Origin of the sequence: Caulobacter sp. B11, assembly GCF_002737765.1 — a bacterium.
Classification (GTDB): Bacteria; Pseudomonadota; Alphaproteobacteria; order Caulobacterales; family Caulobacteraceae; genus Caulobacter.
In genome coordinates this window covers 1-16,687 of record NZ_PEGG01000004.1, presented here as the reverse complement: position 1 = coordinate 16,687, position 16,687 = coordinate 1, and the positions used below count along the sequence as shown (strand labels likewise).

The 16,687-nt window shown below is 67.3% G+C and carries 13 protein-coding genes and 2 pseudogenes; 3 read left to right on the top strand and 12 right to left on the bottom strand.

Annotation, left to right across the window (positions count from 1 at the left end; translation table 11 throughout):
- Positions 1 to 400, top strand: a 400-nt coding sequence (locus CSW58_RS13900) for a hypothetical protein (protein WP_201721540.1), incomplete at its 5' end; no start/stop codon positions are given.
- Between the two features lie 380 nt (positions 401 to 780).
- On the opposite strand, the gene CSW58_RS00415 is transcribed toward CSW58_RS13900, so the two are convergent.
- Positions 781 to 1,539 (bottom strand): helix-turn-helix transcriptional regulator, encoded by a 759-nt coding sequence (locus tag CSW58_RS00415; RefSeq protein WP_099445869.1) that lies wholly within the window; start codon positions 1,537 to 1,539, stop codon positions 781 to 783.
- Positions 1,540 to 1,704: 165 nt separating this feature from the next.
- Here CSW58_RS00415 and CSW58_RS00410 point away from each other — a divergent pair, with 165 nt between their 5' ends.
- Entirely contained in the window at positions 1,705 to 2,907 is a 1,203-nt protein-coding gene (locus CSW58_RS00410; protein ID WP_099445871.1) for an acyl-CoA dehydrogenase family protein, read from the top strand.
- A 177-nt stretch (positions 2,908 to 3,084) separates the two neighbouring features.
- Positions 3,085 to 5,343 carry a TonB-dependent receptor gene (locus CSW58_RS00405; protein ID WP_236627554.1) on the top strand — a complete coding sequence of 753 codons (2,259 nt, stop codon included), beginning with the start codon at positions 3,085 to 3,087 and terminating at the stop codon, positions 5,341 to 5,343.
- A 596-nt stretch (positions 5,344 to 5,939) separates the two neighbouring features.
- Here CSW58_RS00405 and CSW58_RS00400 read toward each other — a convergent pair.
- From CSW58_RS00400 to CSW58_RS00360, 11 genes and pseudogenes are all read right to left on the bottom strand, one after another.
- Positions 5,940 to 6,940 (bottom strand): annotated as a pseudogene (locus CSW58_RS00400) (IS110 family transposase).
- Positions 6,941 to 7,077: 137 nt separating this feature from the next.
- A complete protein-coding gene (locus CSW58_RS14525; protein WP_236627555.1) occupies positions 7,078 to 7,416 on the bottom strand; it encodes a hypothetical protein in 339 nt (112 codons plus the stop codon).
- A complete protein-coding gene (locus tag CSW58_RS15550) occupies positions 7,346 to 7,546 on the bottom strand; it encodes an SAM-dependent methyltransferase (protein ID WP_255406503.1) in 201 nt (66 codons plus the stop codon). Before CSW58_RS15550 ends, CSW58_RS14525 begins: the two co-directional genes overlap by 71 nt.
- Positions 7,547 to 7,640: 94 nt before the next feature.
- A complete protein-coding gene (locus CSW58_RS15545; protein WP_255406502.1) occupies positions 7,641 to 7,847 on the bottom strand; it encodes an SAM-dependent methyltransferase in 207 nt (68 codons plus the stop codon).
- A pseudogene (locus CSW58_RS00390) lies at positions 7,837 to 10,536 on the bottom strand (molybdopterin-dependent oxidoreductase). The gene CSW58_RS15545 and the pseudogene CSW58_RS00390 overlap by 11 nt, the downstream one beginning before the upstream one ends.
- Entirely contained in the window at positions 10,529 to 10,882 is a 354-nt protein-coding gene (gene nirD, locus CSW58_RS00385; RefSeq protein WP_099445868.1) for a nitrite reductase small subunit NirD, read from the bottom strand. The pseudogene CSW58_RS00390 and the gene nirD overlap by 8 nt, the downstream one beginning before the upstream one ends.
- On the bottom strand, positions 10,879 to 13,392 hold the full coding sequence (nirB, locus tag CSW58_RS00380; protein ID WP_099445870.1) for a nitrite reductase large subunit NirB: 2,514 nt from the start codon (positions 13,390 to 13,392) through the stop codon (positions 10,879 to 10,881). The genes nirD and nirB overlap by 4 nt, the downstream gene beginning before the upstream one ends.
- Positions 13,393 to 13,420: 28 nt before the next feature.
- Positions 13,421 to 14,641, bottom strand: a complete 1,221-nt coding sequence (locus CSW58_RS00375; RefSeq protein ID WP_099445867.1) for a NarK/NasA family nitrate transporter — start codon at positions 14,639 to 14,641, stop codon at positions 13,421 to 13,423.
- A 227-nt stretch (positions 14,642 to 14,868) separates the two neighbouring features.
- Entirely contained in the window at positions 14,869 to 15,132 is a 264-nt protein-coding gene (locus tag CSW58_RS00370; RefSeq protein ID WP_236627553.1) for a hypothetical protein, read from the bottom strand.
- Between the two features lie 56 nt (positions 15,133 to 15,188).
- Entirely contained in the window at positions 15,189 to 16,352 is a 1,164-nt protein-coding gene (locus CSW58_RS00365; RefSeq protein ID WP_099445866.1) for a CmpA/NrtA family ABC transporter substrate-binding protein, read from the bottom strand.
- Positions 16,349 to 16,687, bottom strand: a 339-nt coding sequence (locus CSW58_RS00360) for an ANTAR domain-containing response regulator (RefSeq protein WP_143755028.1), incomplete at its 5' end; no start/stop codon positions are given. The genes CSW58_RS00360 and CSW58_RS00365, both read right to left, overlap by 4 nt.

Genomic DNA, 16,687 nt, shown 5'->3' with positions numbered 1-16,687 from the left:
CGAGTTTCGCGAGGTTAAGCAGCCGCTCGAGGATCAGCTTAACCTGGTGATCGCCAGCCTGGAGGCCGGAATTGTCGAACTGGGCGAGCAACGGCAATGGCGACTGCAACGACAGGCCGATTGGGAGGCGCAGCAGGCGCAGCGCCGGCGGCTGGAGGCCTATGGCCAGGCCCAAGCCCAGCAGCACGAACGATTACTGCGACAGGCCCAGCACTTCGAGCAGGCGGCCCAGTTACGTCGGCTCATCGCCGCAGCCGAACAGGCGCCCTTGGCGGCGCGGCCGCAGTTCGCCGCCTGGAAGGCCTGGGCGCTTGAGCAGGCTCAAGCCCTAGATCCAGTCGCTTCTGGAAGCCTGAGCCTGACGCTGCTGGAGCCCTTTGACGACGCCGGCGCCTTGTAAAGTCAGGACTCGAACTTTTCGCGTCTAACCGACACTTCGGGAAGCTCTCACGCCGACGGTTAAGGCTCCGCTCATGTCCGTCAGTCTCCCGCCATATGCCGACTCTGGTGTCGCTCCGGCTTCCGGACCTTCAGCCGGTGCGGCAAGTGGCGATGTCCGACCCATTACGAGCCAAGACGCCCTCTCTCATAGAGAGAGGGCTTTCGGGGCGCGTCTGGCTTTGGTCGTGATTGACGTCGAACAGTCCGCAAACCACCAGTTCCTGACCTTCGCTACGGCCAGATCGGCGACGGTAGCGCGCCAAAAGCGAATCTTTGAGGCTCTTCAGAGAGCCGGACATTCTTCCGACCGCTCAACAGCCGCTCACGCGCTAAGCGCACCTACGAACGCTCCGCCGCGCCGATATAGCCGAGCGTCGCCGCCCGGTGGACGGTCTGGGAGCGGCCGGCCACGCCCAGCTTGTCGGCCGCGTTGATCATGTGGAAGCGGACGGTCGGCGTGGCGATTTGGACGATGGTGGCGATTTCGCCATCGGTCTTGCCCGCGGCGGCCCATTTCAAGCATTGGATCTCGCGCCGGGTCAGCCGCGCCATGTCCTTGCGCGCGCCCAGCGCCGCCTCCTGATAGGCGCCGGTGAGGCGCAGCGCCAGCAGATGGAACTCACCGGCACGCGTCGCGAAGATCTCGGCCACGTCGACCCGCGCGTCAGGCGAAGCCCAGACGACCGCCCCGATCACACCGCGCGGCAGATAGGCAGGAGCGATGATCGCGGCGCCCACGCCAAACATGTCGCCAGGGTCGATCGCGCCCATGGCCTCGGTCCAGCCGGTCGGTCGCCAGGTCCGCAGGCGGCCATCCGAGAAGTAGAACGGCTCGGACGTCAGGCGAGTGGCGAAGACGAACGGCGCGCGTAGGGCGAAGGCCCGGTCGCGCCAGTATTCCAGCGCCGGGTCGATCCAGCGGAACAGGCTCTCGGCAAGCGGCTGGCCATCCATGCCGACGATCGGCTTGGGGCTGGAGATGTCGGCGCTGACGGCTATGAACGGCAGGCCGACCTCGCGGCCCAGCGCATCGACTTCACGCGCCAGCCGCTCGACCAGCTCCAGATCCGCGGCCGCCGGCGCGCGCTCAGCGCTCATCGTCCCACCCTCGTTCACCGCAGCCCTGACGATGACCCGGCCAGCCGTGCGGCGCAACGATCCCTAACGGAAACCCCCTATCAGTTCCGATAGCTTGCGCGCGGGGGCCGCCTTGGCGAGCTTCGCGGCGGGTTGCAGTGGTGCGCCCGCCGCGAGGTGATGTGGGTGAAGCTTGAACTGTCGGCCAAGGACCTGGCCTTTCGCGACACGGTGCGGGCCTTTCTCGCCGCCGAGCTGACGCCGGAGCTGCGCGCGGCCGGACAACGCATGACAAGCGTGTTCTGCGACAAGACCCACAGCCTGGCCTGGCAGCAGATCCTGCATGCCAAGGGTTGGGCCGCCCCCACCTGGCCGGTCGAGTATGGCGGCCCCGGCTGGAGCGAGATCCAGCGGCACGTCTTCTTCGCCGAATGCGCCCGGACCGGCGCGCCGGGCCTGGCGCCGATGGGCCTGCGCATGGTGGCCCCGGCCATCATGATGTTCGGCTCCCCCGAGCAGAAGGCCCGCTACCTGCCGCGCATCCTGTCGGGCGAAGACTACTGGTGCCAGGGCTATTCGGAGCCCGGGGCGGGCTCGGACCTGGCCTCGCTGCGGATGCGGGCGGAAGCCGACGGCGACGACTACATCTTGAACGGCTCGAAGATCTGGACCACCCACGCCCATCTGGCGACCCACATGTTCTGTCTGGTCCGCACCTCTTCGGAGGGCAAACCCCAGGCGGGGATCACCTTCCTGCTGATCGAGATGGACCGGCCCGGGATCCGGGTCGAGCCGATCGTGACCTTGGCCGGCGAACATGAGGTCAACCAGGTGTTCTTCGACGAGGTCCGCACACCGCAGGCCGACCGGCTGGGCGAGGAGAACCAGGGCTGGACCGTCGCCAAGCGCCTCCTGGAATTCGAGCGCGGCGGCGGCTACGCGGCCGGCCTCGACGCCGGGCTTGAGCGGCTGCGGACCAACGCGGCCCAAACAACCGGCGACGACGACGCTTGCCTGCTGGACGACCCGCACCATCGCCGACGCCTCGCGGAGGCCGAGATCGCCGCCCTGGCCATCGACATCACCGAGCGTCGAGCGCTCGGCGTGCTGGCCAGCGGGGCTAATCCAGGCCCGACCTCGTCGATCCTGAAGACCCAAGGCTCCGAGGCCCTACAGCGCCTCGACGAGCTGGCCATCGACGGCCTGGGCGCCTATGCCGCCATCCACCAGCCCCAGGCGCGCGAGGCCGGCTCGAACCAGCCCTATGTCGGGCCCGAGCACGGCCTGACGACCATGGCCCGCTATCTGAACAACCGCGCCGCCTCGATCTATGGCGGTTCCAACGAGATCCAGCGCGACATCATCGCCAAGCTGGTGCTGGGCCTTTGACCCCGCCGCCCTATCATTTCCGATAGCTTGTTCGGTCCCGGCGACGCCCGCACGCTCCTGTCAGAGCCACGTCCGATGCAGGCGCGGCCAGAGGGAGGATACCGGATGCAAGGATCATCGCGTCTTGGGCTGACATTTGGCGCGTCAGCGCTGGCCCTGCTCGCCGCTCTGCCGCCAATGGCGTGGGCGCAGGACAATACGGGCAAGGACAGCCTGACCATCGAGACCCTGGTCGTCACCGCCCAGCGGCGGGAGGAAGCCTCCAACAGTGTCGGCATGCCGATCCAGGCGTTCAGCGGCGAGACACTGCAGCAACTGCGGATCACCGACCCCCGCGATCTGACCACCATCGCGCCCAGCTTCACGGTCAGCCAGAGCTATCAGGGCGTGCCGACCTATACGCTGCGCGGCATCGGCTTCAACACGATCAACCTGTCGGCCACCTCGACGGTCGGCACCTATGTCGACGAGGTCGCCTACGCCTATCCCTTCATGAACACCGGCCCGATGTTCGACCTGGAACGGGTCGAGGTGCTGAAGGGACCGCAAGGCACGCTCTACGGCCGCAATACCACCGCCGGTCTGATCGACTTCGTCACCAGCAAGCCCAGCGAGATCAAGGAAGGCTCGCTGACCGCCGAGGTCGGCGACTACAAAACCCACAATTTCGAAGGCTTCGTCAGCGGTCCGCTAGGCGAGCGGATTCAGGGCCGCCTGGCCTTCCGCGCCGAGGACAGCGACAAGGGCTGGCAGGTCAGCAACGCCCGCGGCGAACGCCAGGGCGAGTTGCACCGGGCCGGCTGGCGCGCCTCCCTGGCCGTCCAGCCGTCCGACACGGTGGCCATCGATGTCTCCTATTCGGGCTGGGTTAACACCTCTGACACCGTAGCGGCTCAGGGCATCGGCTTCACGCCGGCCACGGCGGCCAGCCCGTTCAACGCGCCGGGTTTGGTCAGCTACATCGCCGCCAATAAGCCGACCAAGGCCAGCCAGGCCGACTGGGCGCCGCGTTCGGCGCGCGGAACCGACATCGGCGCGGGCCTGGGTATCGCCGACGCTCCGGCCGAGGACGACACCTTCCACGCCGGCAAGCTGCGCATCGCCTGGGACTTGAACGACAAGGTCCGTCTGGTCTCGCTGACCAGCTACAATGAGCTGGACCGCAAGGCCGTGTTCGACTGGAGCGGCGCGCCCTTCGAGATCCTGGTCCAGAAGGCCAAGGGCCACATCGAGTCGACCGCCGAGGAACTGCATTTCGAGGGCTCGACCGACAAGGGCTCATGGCTGGTCGGCGCCTATGCGGCGCACGACGAGATCCTCGACATGAACCGGACCCTGCTGGGCCAGAACGCCAATGTCGGGCTCATCCGATATTACGGCTCGACCCTGCTGGCCTCGCCGTTCAACAGCGGCGGCTACACGCCCCTGCAGATGAGCCAAGCGTTTCGCACCTATGAGGACGTCGGCAATATCGAGACCGACACCTGGAGCGTCTTCGGCAATGTCGACCACCAGCTGTCCGACGCCCTGAAGCTGACCCTGGGCATCCGCTACAGCCAGGACAAGCAGGACTATGTCGGCTGCTCGCGTGACTTCAACGGCGACATGCTGCCCAACGTCAATGTCGTCAACCGGGCGCTGTTCTTCGCCGCCTATGGCATGACCGCGCCGATCGTCCAAGGCGGTTGCAACACCTTCGATCCGGTCAAGAAGAGCTTCGGCTTCGTCTCGTCGAAGCTGGACGAGGACAATGTCGCCTGGCGCGTGGCTCTGGACTGGAAGGCTTCGGAGGACGTGCTGCTGTTTGGCTCGGTCTCGCGCGGCGCCAAGGCCGGCGCCACGCCGATCAACGCGGCCAATATCTCGACCCAGAACGCCCCGGCGCGGCAGGAAATGCTGACCGCCTACGAGGTTGGCATGAAGGCGGGACTGTTTGGCCGCCGCGTCCAGGCCAATCTCGGGGCCTTCTTCTACGACTACGAGGACAAGCAGCTCAGCGTCTATTTCGCCGATCCGATCTATACGGCCCTCTCCCGCCTGGCCAACGTGCCCGACAGCGAGGCCTATGGCGTCGACGGCGACATCACCTGGCGCGCTTCCCGGGACCTGACCTTGATCGCCTCGGCCACCTGGCTGCATACGGAGGTGAAGGGCTATAATGGCATCAACGCCGCCGGCCAGGCCGCCAGCTTCGACGGCAAGCCCTTCCTGTACAGCCCCAAGTTCCAGGGCGGGTTGACGGCCATGTACAGCCACGATCTGGGCAACGGCCTGAAGGTCCAGGCGGCGCTGAACGGCCGCTACCAGGCCAAGTCGCACGCCGATCTGGAGGGCAATCCGCTGTTCGTGATCAACGACTACGGCCTGCTGAACACCAGCGTCGGCCTGTCGGCCCAGGACCAGCGCTGGGAGGTCTCGCTCTGGGCCGCAACCTGACGGACGAATATTATTGGACCGCCGTCAGCAGCAACGCCAACGTGTGGTTCGCTTCCCCGGACGCCCCGAACCTATGGAGCGGCGCTGAGCTTGAAGTTCTGACGCCCCACGATCCAAGCCTCGTTTCGGCGTGATGGCCGCCGAACCGCTCTCTCACTCGTCATCGTCCTCGGATCCTGGAGCGCGGCGCGCCGCGCTCCTCTCTTTAGGGCTGTCGTACGGCGACTTCCCCACCGAGCAGCGCCATGGCGGGATGGATAGGCCACGAACACTAGGCTCATACCTCCGCTGATCGTCGCCCCGGCCGCACCACCGGCGGCTGCGCGCCATGTGTGGACGGCTCCCCGTTGGCAACGTGCGATCTGATGTTTTGCTAGGCTTGGTCGGTGCGGCCATGTGTTCGACCTGTTGGTGCGGTGCGCATGACCGCTGGCCATAATGCCGTCCGCGAAGATGGGCCCCGACCAAGAGCACGCGCTCAAGGCGCGATGGCGCAAATGGGCTTTCCCTTCTTCCGGTTTCGACCGGCTGTTGCATTTACATCTCGTCCGCCCTTCCCAAATTCGTCGGCCGCAGCGTGGCGGCGGACCTATCTCCTAAGCCGGCAGCGACTCCCTGTAGCGCTCGCCGCGGGTCATGATCGCCCAGATCATCCGGGCGTTCTTGTTGGCGAGCGCGACCGCCGCGACCTTCGGCGTTCGGCGCGCCAGCAGTTGTACCAGCCACGGCCGACGCGTGCCGTTGCGTTGCGCGTAGCGAACGACGGCCAGTGCGCCGACCACCAGCAGCTGTCCCAGGTATCGATCGCCCTGCTTGGTAATGCCGCCGAGCCGCTCCTTGCCGCCGCTGGAGTTCTGTCGAGGGACCAGGCGATCCAAGCCGTCAGATTGCGGCCGGTCTTGAAGGTCGCCGGATCGGCCACGGCGACGACCATAGCACTGGCCAGGAGCGGCCCGGCGCCTGGGATTTCCATCAACCGGCGGCCGGCCTCGGTGGCGCGGGCGTTGGTCCGGATCAGCAGACCGTTATCGAGGATTTACACGTTCACCAACCGAAGCTGATCCACCAGCATGGTGAGGCAAACGCGCGCTTCTCGCGTCACCCGCTCGTCCGCGCAATCGAGGATCACTGAGATCAGCTTCCCGAGCCCTTCTCGACCGATCGCGGCGGTCAGGCCGAACTCAGCCATGTGACCCGGATCGCGTTGGAGAGGCTGGGTGCGCTGACGCGTCATGACTAACCGTGTCCGATGCAGCACCATCAAGCCTTGCTGCTCGGGCGACTTCACCGGCACGAACCGCACAGTTGGGCGGGTCACCGTCTCGCAGATGGCCTCGGCGTCGGCCATGTCGTTCTTGTGGCGCTTCAGATAGGGCTTCACGTAGCTGGGCGGCATCAGCCGAGCCTAATGCGCCCAGTGGTGGGATGCGCCGCACGCCTCGACGCCGTCGAGACAGGGCTCCAACTTGGCGCAGAACGACAGCAGACGCGCACACGGGAGCTTCTGCCGAATGACTACGGCACCCTCCGCATCGACGCCGAGTACCTGGAGCACCGACTTGGCTAAGTCCAAACCGATCGTGACAATCTGACCCATGGCCGTTCCTCCAGCTCAAACCGGAAGCCGATGCTGCCGGTGGGGTGGAGAGTCGTTCACAGCATCAGGAGCGGACTCTCAATCGGCGTCAAGAACACGACGTTCGGTTCACCGACCACATTGAGATGGGCCGGCCCTCAAGCAGTAGCCCTCCGCGGCGTCTCATAGACCGAAGCCCCTAGGGCAGAGGAGACGACATCGCCAATGACGATGAGAAGGGCCCCCCCAGACGTCGAGGCTCCGACTTGTGCAAGTTCCGCAAGCGTCACGGCCGTCAGCTTCGCATTCGGCCCGCCGACGCTCTCGATGATCGCGACCGGCGTCGCCTGGGCCCTCCCTTGCAGAAGAAGCGCCGTCGCCAGCGATGAGGCCGCTTCGCCGCCCATATAGATGGCCAAGGTGGCTTCAGGATCGGCGCCAAGCCGCCAGTCGCCGACCGTCCCGGCGCCCTCGACCCGCGCGGTGGCGAAGACCACCTTGCGCGCCTGGCCGCGGTGGGTCAGGGGGAAACCAAACTGCCGCCGCCGCGGCGCAGGCGGCGGTGACGCCGGGCACGATCTCGACGGCGATCCCGAAGCGTCGAAGAAAGTCGGCCTCCTCGCCCACCCGGCCGAAGATCGAAGGGTCTCCACCCTTTAGACGCACGACCGAAGGCCTCTTCTCGCCAGGCGCAGGGTCAGGCGGTTGATGGCGTCCTGGCTCATGCTGGGCCGGCCGAGCGCTTGCCGGTCTCGATGCGGATGCAGCCGGGCGGCGCCAGGGCGATGGCCTCCTGGGAGATCAGGGCGTCATAGAGCAGGGCCTGGGCGCCCTCGACGGCGCGGACCGCGCGCAGGGTCATCAGGTCGACGGGTCCCGGGCCCGCGCCGACCAGCAAGACCGGGCCGGCCTCTGGATCATGCGACATCGACGGTCTCCTTGGCGCGCGGTGCGGAAGCGGTGATCATCCGGACGATCTCCGGGCGGCAGGACCCGCAATTGGTCCCCGCCCGGTGGCCGCGCCCACGGCGTCGGCATCGACGGCCCCGGCGCTGATGGCGACGGCTATGGCCTTGGCGCCGACCTTCAGGCAGGCGCAGACGGTTGGCCCCTTGTCGACCGGCGCGCCAGGCGGGCGCGCAAACAACAGGGCCGCGCGGGCCTGGACGTCCAGCATCGGCGCGGCGAACAGTTGCGCCAACCAGTCGCGCGCAGGCAGCTGGCCGCTGGTGGTCATGAACAGCACGGCCGCCAGCTTTCCGTCGCGCACCCAGGCCTCACGCCGCGCGCCCGAGCCGGCGTCCTCATAGGCCACCAGGTCGCCGATCAGCCCCTTGGACAAGACCTTGCGAACCGCATCGCGCTGGGCCGCGTCGCCGCGACCGGCGAACTCATGCTGCTGGCAGGCGTCCTGCGGGATGCGCCGCCAGATCAGGTCCTGGCCGGCGGGCGCGCGATGGCTGTCGCGCGACAGGAAAAGGCCCTTCCAGGTCTCGCGATAGGGACGCACCCGGGCTGGCGTATGTTTGAACTCCGGCTGGCCCGAGGTCGGGTCGATATTGGGCGCGATCAGGGCGTTGGAGCGGCCGGACGGCGCGAAGGCGTCGGTCCAGTGCATGGGCATGAACAGACCGCCGGGACGCTGGCGGTCTGTGAGCCTGGCCAGAACGACAGCCTCGCCGCGCACGGTCAACACCCGCGTCAGGGCGCCGTCGTTGATCCCGGCCGCCTGCGCGTCGGCGGGGTGCATCTCGACAAAGGGCTCTGGCGCGTGACGACAGAGGTCGGCGGCCAGACCCGTACGGGTCATGGTGTGCCACTGGTCACGGAGGCGGCCGGTGTTCAGCGACAGCGGATAGGCGTCGCTGACCGCATCGGCCGGTCCCTTCGGCCGGGCGGGGACCATGCGGGCGCGGCCGTCGGGGGTCTGGAAGCGGCCGTCGACAAACAGCCGCGGCGTGCCCTGGCCGTCGGGCCCGACCGGCCACTGCACGGGCCTAAGCTCGGCATAGCCGTCTGAACCCAGGCCCGTCAGGCCCGCGAGATTCAGCAGCCGCTCATCGTTCTCATAGGCCGTCAGGCGGGCCCATTCTCGAAACACGCTGGCCTGGCTTGCCCAGCCGAAACCGTCGAAACCCATGGCCCTGGCGACATCGGCGATGATCCGCCAGTCGGCCCTGGCCTGCCCCGGCGCAGCAAACAGCGCCCGCTGGCGCGAGATGCGGCGCTCGGAATTGGTCACCGTGCCATCCTTCTCGCCCCAGGCCAGGGCGGGCAGCTTCACATGGGCAAAGCTGGTGGTGTCGGTGTCCGCGATGCAGTCGGAGACCACCACGAACGGACATTTGGCCAGGGCCTCGCGCACCCGGCCCGCGTCGGGCATCGAGACGGCGGGGTTGGTGGCCATTACCCAGATCGCTTTAATGCGTCCGTCATGGACGGCCTCGAACATGTCGACAGCCTTCAGACCCGGCTTGCGGGCGGTGTCGGGCGCGCCCCAGAAGCGGGCGACGCGGTCACGCTCGGCCGGGTCGAAATCCATATGCCCGGCCAGGGTATTGGCCATGCCGCCGGTCTCGCGGCCGCCCATGGCGTTGGGCTGGCCGGTGATCGAGAACGGACAGGCCCCCGGCTTGCCGATGCGGCCCGTCGCCAGATGGGCGTTGAGGATCGACAGCCCCTTGGCCACGCCCTGGGCCGACTGGTTGGCGCCCATCGAAAACAGGCTGACCGTCTTGGGGTTGCCGGCGAACAGGTCGAAGAAGGTCAGCAGGTCGGCCAGCGGCACGCCGCAGTCGGCGGCCACGGCGGCGGGCGACTGGTCACTCTCGGCCAGGGCCGCCTCGACAGCGTCAAAGCCATTCACGTGCGCGGCGATGTAGTCGCGATCAATGGCGCCACGCCCGATCAAGTCAGCCAGCAGGCCGTTCCACAACCGAACGTCCGACTGCGGAGCAATGGCCAGGTGCAGGTCGGCGCCCTGCGCTGTGTCGGTGCGGCGTGGATCGATGACCACATGCTTTTGGCCGCGCGCCTTGGCGTCTTCCATCCGGCGAAAGAGCACCGGATGGGTCCAGGCGGCGTTGTGACCGCTAAACACCACCAGATCGGCCAGATCCAGATCCTCATAGCAACCCGGCACCAGATCGGCGCCGAAGGCCTGCTTGTGGGCCGCGACCGCCGAGGCCATGCAGAGCCGGCTATTGGTGTCGATATTGCCCGAGCCGATGAAGCCCTTCATCAGCTTGTTGGCGACATAATAGTCCTCGGTCCTCGGTCAGCAACTGGCCGGAGACATAGAAGGCGACACTGTCGGGGCCGTGTTTGGCGATGGTCTCGCCAAAGCGCCTGGCGACCAGGGCGGTGGCCTCGGTCCAGCTGGCGGCGCGCCCACCGATGGTCGGCTCCAGAAGCCGGCCTTCCAGGCCGACCGTCGCCCCCAGGGCCGCGCCCTTGGAGCACAGCCGACCCAGATTGGCCGGATGGGCCTGATCGCCCGCCACCGCCACGGCCCGGCCCTGCGCCCCGTCGTGGCTGAAGACCGCCGCGACGCCGCAGCCGACGCCGCAATAGGGGCAAGCTGTCTTGACCGAAAGGGCGGCGGCGCCGTCAGCCATCGGCCGCGACCAGCGACAGGCTCAGCAGCAGGCGGCCATCGCGAACCTCCAGCGGCACGACCGGCGTGCAGCCCTTGCCCTTGTCGGCGCCCATCGGCTCGCCGGTCGCCAGGTCGATCGACCAGTTGTGCAGCGGGCAGGCCACCGCCCGGCCGTGGACGATGCCCTGGCTGAGCGGCCCGCCCTTGTGCGGACAGGCGTCCATCAGGGCGAAGACCTCGCCGTCGCCGGTGCGGAAGATGGCGATGTCGCCGCGCGGACTGGTCACCCGGCGGGCCCCGCGACGGGGCACGTCGGTGACCGCCCCGACATCGATCCAGACAGGCGGTGTGACAGGCGCGTTCATGCGGGCGCGAACTCCATCCGGCGGCTCATGGGGGTGAACTCCTCGTTGTGGCGACCGGCCACGCGCTCGGCCCAGGGGTCGATGCGGGCGAAGCGCTGCGAGAACACGAAGCGGTCATAGAGCGCCTTGCGCTGATCCGGATCAGTGACCTGGGCCTGGATGGTCTCCAAGCCCACGCGCGCCATCCACTTGTAGACCCGCTCCAGGTACCAGCCCTCTTCGCGATAGAGCTGCATGGCCGCGGCGATGACCCACACGACCTCGTCCTCGGAGGCGACATGGGTCAGCACCTTGGTGCCCTGGATGTGCAGGCCGGCCGCGCCGCCGATGTGGATCTCGTAGCCGCTGTCGACGCAGATCACGCCGAAGTCCTTGCAGGTGGCTTCGGCGCAGTTTCGCGGGCAGCCCGACACCGCCAGCTTGACCTTGGCCGGCGCCCACGAGCCCCAGAGGAACTTCTCCAGGCGGATGCCCAGGCCAGTGGAGTCTTGCGTGCCAAACCGGCACCAGTCGCTGCCCACGCAGGTCTTCACCGTGCGCAGACCCTTGGCGTAGGCGTGGCCGCTGACCATGCCCGCCGCGTTCAAATCGGCCCAGACGGCTGGCAGGTCGTCCTTCTTGACGCCGAGCAGGTCGATGCGCTGACCGCCGGTGACCTTGACGGCGGGAATGGCGAACTTGTCGGCGACATCAGCGATGGCCCGCAGTTCATCGGGCGTGGTCATGCCGCCCCACATGCGCGGCACCACGCTATAGGTCCCGTCTTTCTGGATGTTGGCGTGGACCCGCTCATTGATGTAGCGCGACTGCTTGTCGTCGCGATATTCGGCCGGCCAGGCGCACAGCAGGTAATAGTTCAGGGCCGGACGGCACGAGGCGCAGCCGTCGGGCGTTGTCCATTCCATCGCCTGCATCACCGCCGGCATCGACTTCAGATCTAGCTCGATGATCGCCTTGCGCACGTCCGAGTGCGGATGATGCGTGCACTTGCACATCGACTTGGGTCCGACCTGGGCCTTGAATTCGTCGCCCAGGGTCAGTTTCAGCACCTGCTCGACCAACGGGGTGCAAGAGCCACAGGAGGCCGAGGCCTTGGTCACCGCCTTGACGTCGTCCAGGGTCGTCAAGCCCTGGCTGGTGATGGCCGAGACGATCGCCCCCTTGCAGACACCGTTGCAGCCGCAGATTTCCTGCGTATCGGGCATGGCCGCAACGGCCGCATTAGGGTCCAGGCCGGCCAGCCCTTCGGTGATCGCCTGGCCGAATATGAGGGTATCGCGAATTCCGGCCACGTCCGTGCCGCCCCGCATCAGGTCGAAATACCAGCCGCCGTCGGCGGCGTCGCCAAACAGCACCGCCCCGGCGACCTTGCCGTCCTCGATGACCACCCGCTTATAGATCCCGCGCCCGGCGTCGCGGAACACGATATCCTCGCAGCCCTCGCCGCCGGAGAACTTGCCGGCCGAGAACACGTCGACGCCCGAGACCTTCAGGCGGGTCGAAAGCACCGAGCCCTCATAGGCGCCCTCGCCCTCCGTCAGGCGTTCGGCTAACGCCCGGCACATCTCCCAGATCGGCGCGACCAGGCCGTAGCACTGGCCGCGATGCTCGACGCACTCGCCGACCGCGAACACGGACGGATCGGATGTGGCCATGGCGTCATCGACGACCACGCCGCGATTGACTGCCAGACCCGCCTGCCGGGCCAGGGTGGCGTTGGGCCGGATGCCGACGGCCATGACCAACAGGTCGCAGGGAAGGACGCGGCCGTCCTTCAGCTTCAGGCCGGCGACCCTGCCGTCCTCGCCGACGATCTCCTCGGAATGCGCGCCCAGCACCGTGCCGACGCCGCGCTCCAGCAGGGCCTCGCGCAGCAGGAAGCCGGCGCTCTCGTCCAGCTGGCGCTCCATCAGCACGTCCATCAGGTGCACGACCGTGGCCCCCATGCCCCGGCGGGCCAGGCCATAGGCGGCCTCCAGCCCCAGCAGGCCGCCGCCAATGACCACGGCGCGCGCGCCGGGCCGGGCCGAGGCCGCGACCATGGCCTCGACATCGTCCAGGTCGCGGAAGGTGACCACGCCGGCAAGGTCCGACCCCGGCAAGGGCAGGCGGAAGGGGTCCGAGCCCGTGGCCAGGATCAGCTTGTCATAGGCCAGGGAAAAGCCGCCCTCGGCCACTACGGTCTTGGCCTCAAGATCGACGCCGATGACCGTCCGACCGGCGTGGAGGGTGACGCCGTTGTCGCGGTACCAGGCCTCGTCATTGATGACGATTTCGGCGAAGGTCTTCTCGCCGGCCAGCACCGGCGAGAGCATGATGCGGTTGTAGTTGACGCGGGGCTCGGCGCCGAAGATCGCGATCTCGTAGCGGTCAGGATCGCGCTTGAGGATCTCCTCGACCGCCCGGCAGCCGGCCATGCCGTTGCCGATGACGATCAGTTTTTCCCGGGGCAGCTTTTCCCGGGGCAGTTGTTCCCGGGCCAGTCTTTCTGGGTCTTGGGCGTTGCTCATGGCTTTGCTCACCTTCAAGAGGTCGGGATCAGACGCGAACCGGGACGGCGTCGGCGTGCAGGGTCGGCCAGATCGCCCGCCAGCGGGTCTTCAGTCCGTGCAGGGCGAAGAGGGCGAACAGCGCCAGGGCGGCGAAGCCCAGGAAGCCCAGCTGATAGGAACCGGTCGCCTTCTTGGCCATGCCCAGGGTCGAGGCCAGGTAGAAGCCGCCGATCCCGCCGGTCATGCCGATCAGGCCGGTCATGACGCCGATCTCCTTGCGGAAACGCTGCGGGGCCAGCTGGAACACCGCGCCATTGCCGGCGCCCAGGGCCAGCATCGAGAACATCAACACCGCCAGGGCCAGCCAGGCCGAGGGCAGCTGGAAGCTGGCGACCGTCAGGCCGATCGCGGCCAGGGCATAGACCACGGTCAGGGTGCGCACGCCGCCGTGACGGTCGGCCAGGGCCCCGCCAACCGGGCGAATGAAGGATCCGGCGAACACGCAAGCGGCGGTGAAGAAGCCGGCGATGACCGGGTCCAGGCCATATTCGGAGTTGAAATACATGGTCAGAGACGAGGCCAGGCCGACAAAGCCGCCGAAGGTCACGGCGTAGAGCAGCATCAGCCACCAGGCGTCCGGGACCTTGAGGACGTCCAGATACTCGGTCAGCTTCTTGGGCGCCGGCTGCTCGGGCGCGTCCTTGGCCATCAGCATGTAGATGACGAAGGCCACCGCCAGCGGGATGGCCGCCAGGCCAATGACATTCTGCCAGCCATAGGTCTTGGCCAGCAGCGGCGCGAACAGCGCCGCCAGGGCGGTGCCGGAATTGCCGGCCCCGGCGATGCCCAGGGCCAGACCCTGATGTTCCTGGGGATACCAGCGCGAGGCCAGAGGCAGGGCGACCGCGAAGGACGAGCCGGCGACGCCCAGGATCAGGCCCAGGGCCAGCACCTGGTGATAGCTGTGAACACCGACCAGCCAGGCCAGGACCAGGCCGGTCAACACGATCAACTGGCCGATCATCCCCGTCTTCTTGGGACCGATGCGGTCGACCAGCACCCCATTGACCAGGCGCAGCAGCGCCCCGGCCAGGACCGGCACCGCGACCATCAGGCCCTTCTGGGCGGGGTCGAGATTGAAGTCCTTGGCGATCGCCACGCCCAGCGGGCCCAGGATCACCCAGACCATGAAGCTAAGGTCGAAATAGAGGAAGGCGGCGAACAGGGTCGGAGGATGTCCAACCTTGGCGAACTCGCGGAGATTCATGGATATGCCTTCGTGTGCGGTCTGCGAGAGGGGCGCCTGCGCCCGTTGGGTGACCGCATCCGAGCGGTCTTCTCTGGCAGCCACGAACGTCGTTGTCCGAAGGCCTAAATCCATTGGCGACCACCCCCGCCGGGGAGTCACCCGCCTTTACCAGCGCGGCGACGCCTTATGCGGCGCCGCACAATCGCTGCACAAACAGGCGCCGGCGGCGCCGGTTTGCTAAGCAGTCAGGCGGCGCGGCGGGCGTACAGGAATCCGATCACCGCGGCGCGGGCTTGGACGTAGGACATGTTCTGCGCCGCCGCGAGCCGGTCGCGCGGCCGATCCAGGCCCACCGGCAAGACGCCGCCGATCGTCGCGCGGGGGCCGTTGGTCATCATCTTGTCACGGGCCTGGGTCATCTCTACCAGCTCCAGATTATGCAGCGTCCAGTCCCTGCGCTCGGCCGCCGATTTTTGGCCGGCGACCGCCAGACGGACGTTCTCCTGCACCGCCTTGCTCGTCTTTCTCGCGTTTGACCGCCCAAAAGCGGCGGCAATACCCTACCCTATATGGCTTTTACGCGGGTGATCGGGAAACAAGCGGCATAGAGCGCAGCCGCTTCGGGCGTGAATTCCAGCCCGTCGAAAAGGGTCATGGCTGGCCCTTTTGCTGCATCCGCGAAAGCCATCTCCGGCGCAATGGTCGGTCCCAGCGACGTCGCCGCAGCCCGAAAGAGGTCCGGGCGATAGACCTGGTTCGCAGCTGAGCCCAGGTCATGTTCAGCCTCGACCTGGCCCCACCGGACCATCTGCGACAGGAACCAAAGCGCATGCTCGCGGCGCGGTAGCCCCGCTGCTCCGTCATGGAACACAATCTCGTCCCGAAGAGCCCAGTCAATGGCCTCGGCCGGCGCGCCGATGTGTTCGGGCCGCGACAGTAACGCCACCAGGCTTTCTCGGTTGGCCGGGTCGTCAGCCCAGGCCGAGGCCCGGATCATAGCCCTCAGGGCCGCCCGCAGCTCGTCCGGATAGGTCTCGGCCCACAGCGCCTTGACCCCGAACACCTTGTCAGGCGATCCGGGCCAAAACTCCGACGCCTTGATCAGAACCTCACCGAGCCCCTCCTGTACCGCGACCGCGTTCCACGGCGCGCCAACGCAGAATCCGTCGATGCCGCCGAGGCGAAGTTGCTCGACCATACGAGGCGGCGGCGTCACGACCAGGCGGATGTCGTGATCCGGATCGATCCCCGCCTCCGCCATCCAATAGCGCAGTTCATAGGCGTGCATAGAATAGGTGAAGACCACAGCGAAGGTCAGAAGCGGCTCGCCCCTCGTCTTGCGCCGCTCAACCAGCCGCGCCAGCGGCCGCGCTGTGATCGGGTGCTGAGACATGCCTTGCGGATCGACGTCACGGAGCATGGCGGCCAGGCTGGCCGACACGGTGATGGCGCTGCCATTCAGGTTCATGGCCAGGGGAGCGATAATCGGGACCGCATCGCCTAAGCCGCCTGCGCCCATGGTTGAGGCCAGGGCCATCGGGGCCAGCATGTGCGCTCCATCCAGCGCCCCCACGGTCACCTTGTCGCGAATGGTCGCCCAGGAAACCTCACGGCTGAGGTCGACATCCAACCCCTCTTCCGCGAAGAAGCCCAGCGCCTTGGCGACGATTAGCGGCGCGCAATCGGTCAGCGGGATGAAACCCAGGCGCAGATCCGCCAATCCGCTCAAGAGGCATCTCCCTTCAGTATCCCCGCAAAGGCCAAGAGATCGGCGGCAATGGCACCGATGGGCTTGCCGCGATCCATGGCCAGCTTGCGCAGCAGCCGATAGGCTCCGTCCTCATCGAGGCCCCGTTCTTTCATCAGCAGCCCCTTGGCGCGATCGACCACCTTGCGGGACTCCAGATCGGCCTTGGCCTTAGCCAGGTCGCCGCGCAGTTGCTGGGTTAGGGCGAAGCGGCTCATGGCCACATCGAGGATAGGCCGAACTCGCGCCGGCGCCAGGCCGTCGACGATATAGGCCGCAACCCCGGCCCGCACAGCTTGCTCAGCAAGTCCCGGCTC